This is a genomic window from Acidisoma sp. (assembly GCF_035492295.1).
In the GTDB taxonomy this organism is placed as follows: domain Bacteria; phylum Pseudomonadota; class Alphaproteobacteria; order Acetobacterales; family Acetobacteraceae; genus Acidisoma.
In genome coordinates this window covers 1-6,305 of record NZ_DATJJK010000217.1, presented here as the reverse complement: position 1 = coordinate 6,305, position 6,305 = coordinate 1, and the positions used below count along the sequence as shown (strand labels likewise).

Genomic DNA, 6,305 nt, shown 5'->3' with positions numbered 1-6,305 from the left:
AGCCCCATTTCTTGGGCCGTTTTCTCCACAACCGCATCGCTCGCCATCGGCCCCAGGATGAGGCGTGCCGGGTCGCCCGGCACCAGACGCAGGGCCGTGAAGATCGCGAAAGAGACGATCAGCACGATGATCACACCCTGCGCCAATCGGCGGATCAGGAAAGTCGCCAGAAAAGCCATGACGGTTTCTCTCGCTTACGCGCTCTTGAAGTCCGCGCGATGCGCGTCCATCGGACCATTCGGGTAGATATAGAGATTCTCGAGCCCCGCCCGCGTCGCGTTGAGGTTGACCGAGGTGAAGAGCGAGAGCGAGGGCGCCTTAGAGGCGATAACCTCGGTTGCCTTGCCGACCAGCGTGCGGCGCTTCCCGAGATCGGTTTCGTTGCGTTCGGCCGAAAGAGCCGCGTCGATATCCGCGTCCTGGATACCGTTGATGATGCCACCCGCGGGGCCAGCCTTTGAGTAGAACATGGCGCGCAGAACCATGTCCGGCTCGGGCGTGCCGGTTGACCAGCCGCAGTCAATCATATTGCCCGCCGGAACCTGGCCCTTATGCTGATAGAGAACATCGCCCCAGGCACCGGTTTCCATGACGTTTAGCTTCACGTTGAAGCCTTGTTCCTGCATCATCGCCGTGATCAGCTCGCCGTAATCCTTGGTCTTCGGATAGAAACCGGTCGACGTGATGTAATCGATCTCCGGCAGGCCCTGGCCTTTCGGGAAGCCGGCCTGGGCGAGCAGCGCCTGGCATTTGGCTTCGTCGAATTCTGGGTAGTTCGGCACCGTCTCATAGCCGAATTTAAGCGGGCTGATGTAGGAACTGGACGCGCCGCCCGCGACGCCCATCAGGTCCATGATCTGCGAGCGGTCAATCGCATGGCAGGCGGCCAGACGCACGAGCCGATTGTCGAAGGGCTTCTTGTTGCAGCGGAAGTGCAGATACTTGTTCTCGGTCGAGAGCGTGCGGCTGACCGTCACCCGCTGGTCCTTCTGCAAAGTCGCATACTGCTCCGGCTCAAGGCGCTGCAGGACATCGATATTGCCGCTCAGCAAGCCAAGCACGCGGGTCGTGGCATCGCCGATATAGGCGAATTGCACGTGGTTCAGGATCGGCTGGCCCTGGTAGTATTTGTCGAAGGCATCGAGATAGGTCGTGTTGCCCTTCTGATCGACGAATTTGAAGGGGCCGGTGCCGTTCGGGCGCTGGGCCAGCACGCTCGGGTTCTTCACGTCATCCTTGGACATGATGGCCATGAAGCCACCGGTGAACTGGAAGGCGGAGGCCGGATAGCCGAACTTCTTTGTATGTACGCGCGCCGTCAGCCGGTCGACGACTTCGACCTCGCACTGACCGGGATAGAGAGCGCTCGCGGGACGCGACGGGTCGGTCGCGTATTCCATTGTCGCCTTCACATCCTCGGCCGAAAAGGAGGCGCCGTTATGGAAGGTTACGCCGTCGCGAAGCTTGTATTCCAGGGTATAGGGATCGATCAGCGTCTGGCTCGTCGCCAGTTCCCAGACAATCTGGGTCGGGTTGTCCGGTCGCATGGGGGTGCGGAACAGTTGCCCGAAAACGAACCCTTCGAAGTTGATCTGGCCTAGCGAGGTATGGCTGGTCGGGTCCCAGTTGCCGGTGACCGGTTCAGCGGAGGCGAAGACCAGCGTGTCGCGGCCGGCGGCACGTGCCGGGCGGATGAAGGGCATGGGAAGGCCGAGGGCGGCGGCTGTGCCTGCCGTCGTCTTGAGCAGGGAACGTCGTGACAATGCGTGCATGGAATCCTCAAGCTGACAGGCGTGAACTCCTTATGCCGTGGCGACTGTGCGTAGATCCCTGAACGAAACCGGCGATCGTTATAGGCTGCCACCGTCTTCGCTGAGCCAAGCCATGGGCGCGCGCGACGAAGCTGCCGCGGTGACCAGAAACGATTCTGCATTCCTGACTCGATCCTAGCGACAAGCTTTCCCCGTCGCCAAGATAAAAATCCACAAATCCACAAAAAACCATACAAACCCACATTTCGCGCTTGCAGGGCTTTTGCGTCGAGGTGCATGATTTTTACTCGAACGGATGAAGGCGATGTGGGTCGATCAGCGGCATCAGAGAATCATCGAACTGATAGCGACCGTCGGTCGGGTCGAAGCGGATGTCGTGGCCGTCGAGCTTCGCGTCTCCCGGGAAACGATCCGCAGGGACTTGATGCTGCTTGAGGGGCAGGGGCAGCTCAAGCGCGTGCACGGCGGGGCCGTCCGGGCCGATCCTCCGCCTGAGCGACCCTTTCGCACCCGCCAACGCGTGCAGATGGAGGCGAAGAAGCGCATCGCCCGCGCGGCATCCGAACTCGTGCAGCCGGGTATCAGTTGCTTTATCGACGCGGGTACCACGACGGCCGCCTTTGCCGAGGCGATTGCCGGCATCGAGGACGTCCTCGTCATTACCAATTCCATCGAGATTGCGGTGCACCTGCGTGGCGCGAACGCGAAGTCGGACGTCGTGCTCCTCGGCGGGCGCATGGCGCTGGAAGTGCCGGCGACTCATGGCGAGCTCACCATCGCCGAGATTGGGCGGCATCGCGTCGATCTCGCCATCCTCTCACCCGTTGGGATCGATCCGACGGCCGGTGTGACCTATCATGAGCTGGCCGAAGCGGCGATCGCGCGGGCGATGATGGAGCATGCCGCGCGCACCCTGCTGCTCGCTGACCACACCAAGCTCGGCAGCATCAGCCGATCGGTCATCTGCCGCTGCGAAGATTTGGACACGCTGGTGAGTGACGCAGTAGCGGAGAGGCTCGACGCCTATCGCGCGGCCGGCCTGCGGCGCGTTGTTTCAGCAGGCTGACAGCGGCGCGGTTTCGAGCGGGTGCAGCTCACCCGGCGGGAGAGCGAGGTGCTGCTCTGGTTTGCGCGCGACAAGTCCCACCGGCATATCGCCCAGATCCTCAGTGTCAGCTGCCGCACGGTCAACAAGCCTCTGGAACAGATGTATCCGAAACTCGGAGTGGAGACGCGCACCGCTGCCGTCGCCATTGCGGTCCGCGCGCTCGATGCCGAGTACGGCTCAGCCCGCCTCGACTTGGGTGAGAAGTTCGACCGAGCCACCGGCCGCCGCCGTATTGATGCTGAGGGCGCGCTCGGTGACGAAAGCTTCCGCCGGATAGGTGCCGTCACTCTGGGCGAGGAAGACCGGGCGGATGGCGCCAGGCTGTGCCGCCAGCCGACGCAGCAGAGCCGAGAGAGTCCGCTCGTCTCCGGAGAAGAGCACGGCATCGAAATGGGCATGTTCCGTTTGATCCAGAACGGCAATCGCGCCTTGCTTCGTCGCCATCGCGGCTTGGCGCGCGCGCTCCGTGCTTTCCGTCGTCGCGCAGAGAATGGCGTGCCGCGGTCGCAGACTATACCGGTTCTCCTCACCGGATGGCCCGGGCAGTCTCTGCGCGGTTGGCAGGTTGCGCGGCGGGGCGGAGGCCAGGAAGCGCCGCAGATAAAGCGGTCCCCCGGCCTTGGGACCGGTGCCGGAAAGCCCGTGGCCGCCGAAAGGTTGCACGCCGACGGTCGCGCCGACGATGTTGCGGTTGACATAGATATTGCCGACATTCAGCGTGTCGACCGCCCGTTCGACCAGGCTGTCGATACGGGAATGGACGCCGGCGGTGAGCGCGAAGCCGGTGGCGTTGATCTCGGCGATCAGCGCATCGCGCGCCGATGCTTCGTAGGTCAGCACATGCAGCACCGGGCCGAAGACCTCGCGCGTGAGGTCGGCCGCCCGGCGGATATGGATGAGGGTCGGCGCCACGAAGAAGCCTTCCGCCGTCCCACCGCCGAGCGTTGATCGCTCCACAGGGAAGCCTGCCGCTTGCAGCTCCGTCACATGGCGTTCGATCCCCGCGCGCGCCTCGGCCGAAATCACTGGGCCGATATCGGTCGCAAGCGCCCAGGGGTTGCCGACCGAAAGTTCCGCCATAGCCCCCCGCAGCATGGGCAACAGCCGCCCGGCGATATCCTTCTGCAGGCAGAGCAGCCGCAGGGCCGAGCAACGCTGGCCGGCACTGTCGAAAGCGGAGGTGATGACGTCTGCCACCACCTGCTCCGGAAGCGCAGACGAATCGACGATCATCGCATTCAGCCCGCCGGTCTCGGCGATCAGCGGCACCGGCCGGCCGCCCGGGTTCAGGCGTTCGGCGAGCGCCGCTTCGATGCGCTTCGCGACCTCGCCCGAACCGGTGAAGGCGACGCCCCGGATGCGCGGATCGGTGACAAGGGCGGCGCCGACGTCGCCGGCACCGGGCAGGAGTTGCAGAACCTCGGGAGGAATGCCGGCCTGGTGAAGCAGGGCGATGGCGGCCGCCGCGATGAGCGGCGTCTCCTCTGCCGGCTTGGCGAGCACGGGATTGCCCATGACCAGAGCGGCCGCGACTTGGCCTGTAAAGATCGCGAGGGGAAAATTCCACGGGCTGATGCAGGCGAAAGGGCCGAGAGGCGGCCCGGCATTGTCGCGCGCTTCCGCGCCAACGGCGTAGTAGCGGAGGAAATCGACTGTCTCCCGCACCTCCGCCACTGCATTCGCTACTGTCTTGCCGGCTTCACGGATGATGAGCGGAAGGAGAGACGGCATCGCGGCTTCGAAGCGATCGGCGGCGGCACGCAGGAGCGCCGCACGCTCGGCTGCGGGGCGCGCGCCCCAGGCGAAGGCGGCGGCCTCGGCGCGGGAGACGGCCTGGCCAACCGCCGCGGCATCGCAGAACCGGGTTCCGCCCACCACCTCCCGCTGGTCGGCCGGATTGCGGATGAGGACGGGCCAAGTGGTTTCGCCCGGCGTCTGCGGCGGGCGCTGGAAGAGGGCATCGAGCGCGGTGAGCGTCGTGACGTCGGAGAGATCGAGCCCAGCGGAATTGACCCGCCTCGCGCCATAGAGATGGCGCGGCAGGGGAATGCCGGTATTCGGCGCCCCGGGCTCGGCCTCCGCCATCACCTCCTCCGCCGGTTCGCGGGTCAGGGCGTCGACAGGCACCGAAGGGTCCTGCAGCCGATGCACGAAGGAACCATTGGCGCCGTTCTCCAGCAGCCGGCGGACGAGATAGGCGAGCAGCGTCTCGTGCGTGCCGACGGGGGCATAGATACGGCAGGCGGGGGCGAGGCTTTGGGCGAAGGCTTCGCGGTACAGCGGCTCGCCCATGCCGTGCAGACACTGGAACTCCAGATCGTCGGCGGTGGCGAGCGGCCCCGCCATGGCGCGGATGGCCGCCAACGTCTGCGCATTGTGCGTCGCGAATTGCGGGAAGATCGCATCCTGCGCGGCGAGGAGTTTTCGCGCACAGGCGAGGTAGCAGAGATCCGTATGCGCCTTGCGGGTGAAGACCGGATAATCGGCCAGTCCTTCCTGCTGGGCGCGCTTGATCTCGCTGTCCCAATAGGCGCCTTTGACCAGCCGCACCATCAAGCGGCGACCCGAATCCTTCGCCAGCGCCGCCAGTTGCGGGATCACGTCCACTGCCCGGGTCTGATAAGCCTGTACCGCCAGGCCCAGGCCGCGCCAGGCGCCCAGCGAAGGCTCGCGCGTCAGCCGGTCGAGCAGCTTCAGCGACAGAACCAGGCGGTCGGCTTCCTCGGCGTCGATGGTGAAATTGATATCGGCCTTCGCCGCCATCTCCGCCAATTTTTTCAGGCGAGGATAAAGCTCGCTCCAGACCCGCGCTTCTTGTGTTGCCTCATAACGCGGCGACAAAGCCGACAGCTTCACGGAAATGCCGTGGCCGTGTTCGGGCCCCGCCATGCTCCTGCCGATCGCGCCGATGGCGGCGGCATAGGCGGCTTCGTAATGGACCGCATCGGCCTCGGTGCGCGCGCCTTCGCCCAGCATGTCGAAAGAGCAGAGAAGATTCTCCCGCGCCGCCCGCGCGATGGCGTCTTCGATGCTGCGTCCCAGCACGAATTGCTCGCCCATGATGCGCACCGCCTGCGCCACGGCCGCGCGCACAATGGGTTCGCCCACCCGCGCCGCCAGTCTGCGAATCGTGCCAGAGGCATCATCCATGCCGCTGACGTCAATCAGTCGCCCGGTCAGCATCAGGCCCCAGGTGGAGGCGTTGACCAAGAGCGAATCCGACTGGCCCAGATGCGAAGCCCAGTCGGCGGCGGAAATCTTTTCCGCGATCAGCCGGTCGCGGGTGTCGGCGTCGGGCGTGCGCAGCAACGCCTCTGCCAGGCCCATCAGCGCCAGGCCTTCCGGCGTGGAAAGCGAAAATTGCTGCAGGAAGCTTTCCACCATGCCGCCGCGGTGGCCCATCTGGCGCGCTTTTGCCACCAGCG

General features: G+C 65.1%; 3 protein-coding genes and 2 pseudogenes. 2 read left to right on the top strand and 3 right to left on the bottom strand.

What is annotated here, in order from left to right:
• Both VL752_RS22285 and VL752_RS16505 read right to left on the bottom strand, forming a co-directional pair.
• Window positions 1-179 (bottom strand): annotated as a pseudogene (locus VL752_RS22285) (ABC transporter permease); the annotation flags it as partial.
• A 15-nt stretch (window positions 180-194) separates the two neighbouring features.
• Window positions 195-1,763: an ABC transporter substrate-binding protein gene (locus VL752_RS16505; protein WP_325356953.1), complete on the bottom strand. Its 1,569-nt coding sequence runs from the start codon at window positions 1,761-1,763 to the stop codon at window positions 195-197.
• 313 nt (window positions 1,764-2,076) lie between these two features.
• On the opposite strand from VL752_RS16505, the gene VL752_RS16500 reads away from it, so the two are divergent.
• Window positions 2,077-2,838 (top strand): DeoR/GlpR family DNA-binding transcription regulator, encoded by a 762-nt coding sequence (locus tag VL752_RS16500; protein WP_325356952.1) that lies wholly within the window; start codon window positions 2,077-2,079, stop codon window positions 2,836-2,838.
• A gap of 21 nt (window positions 2,839-2,859) precedes the next feature.
• Window positions 2,860-3,018, top strand: a pseudogene (locus tag VL752_RS16495) (response regulator transcription factor); the annotation flags it as partial.
• Window positions 3,019-3,057: 39 nt separating this feature from the next.
• On the opposite strand, the gene putA reads toward VL752_RS16495, so the two are convergent.
• Window positions 3,058-6,305 (bottom strand): bifunctional proline dehydrogenase/L-glutamate gamma-semialdehyde dehydrogenase PutA (gene putA / locus VL752_RS16490; protein WP_325356951.1); only part of this gene is annotated, 3,248 nt, incomplete at its 5' end.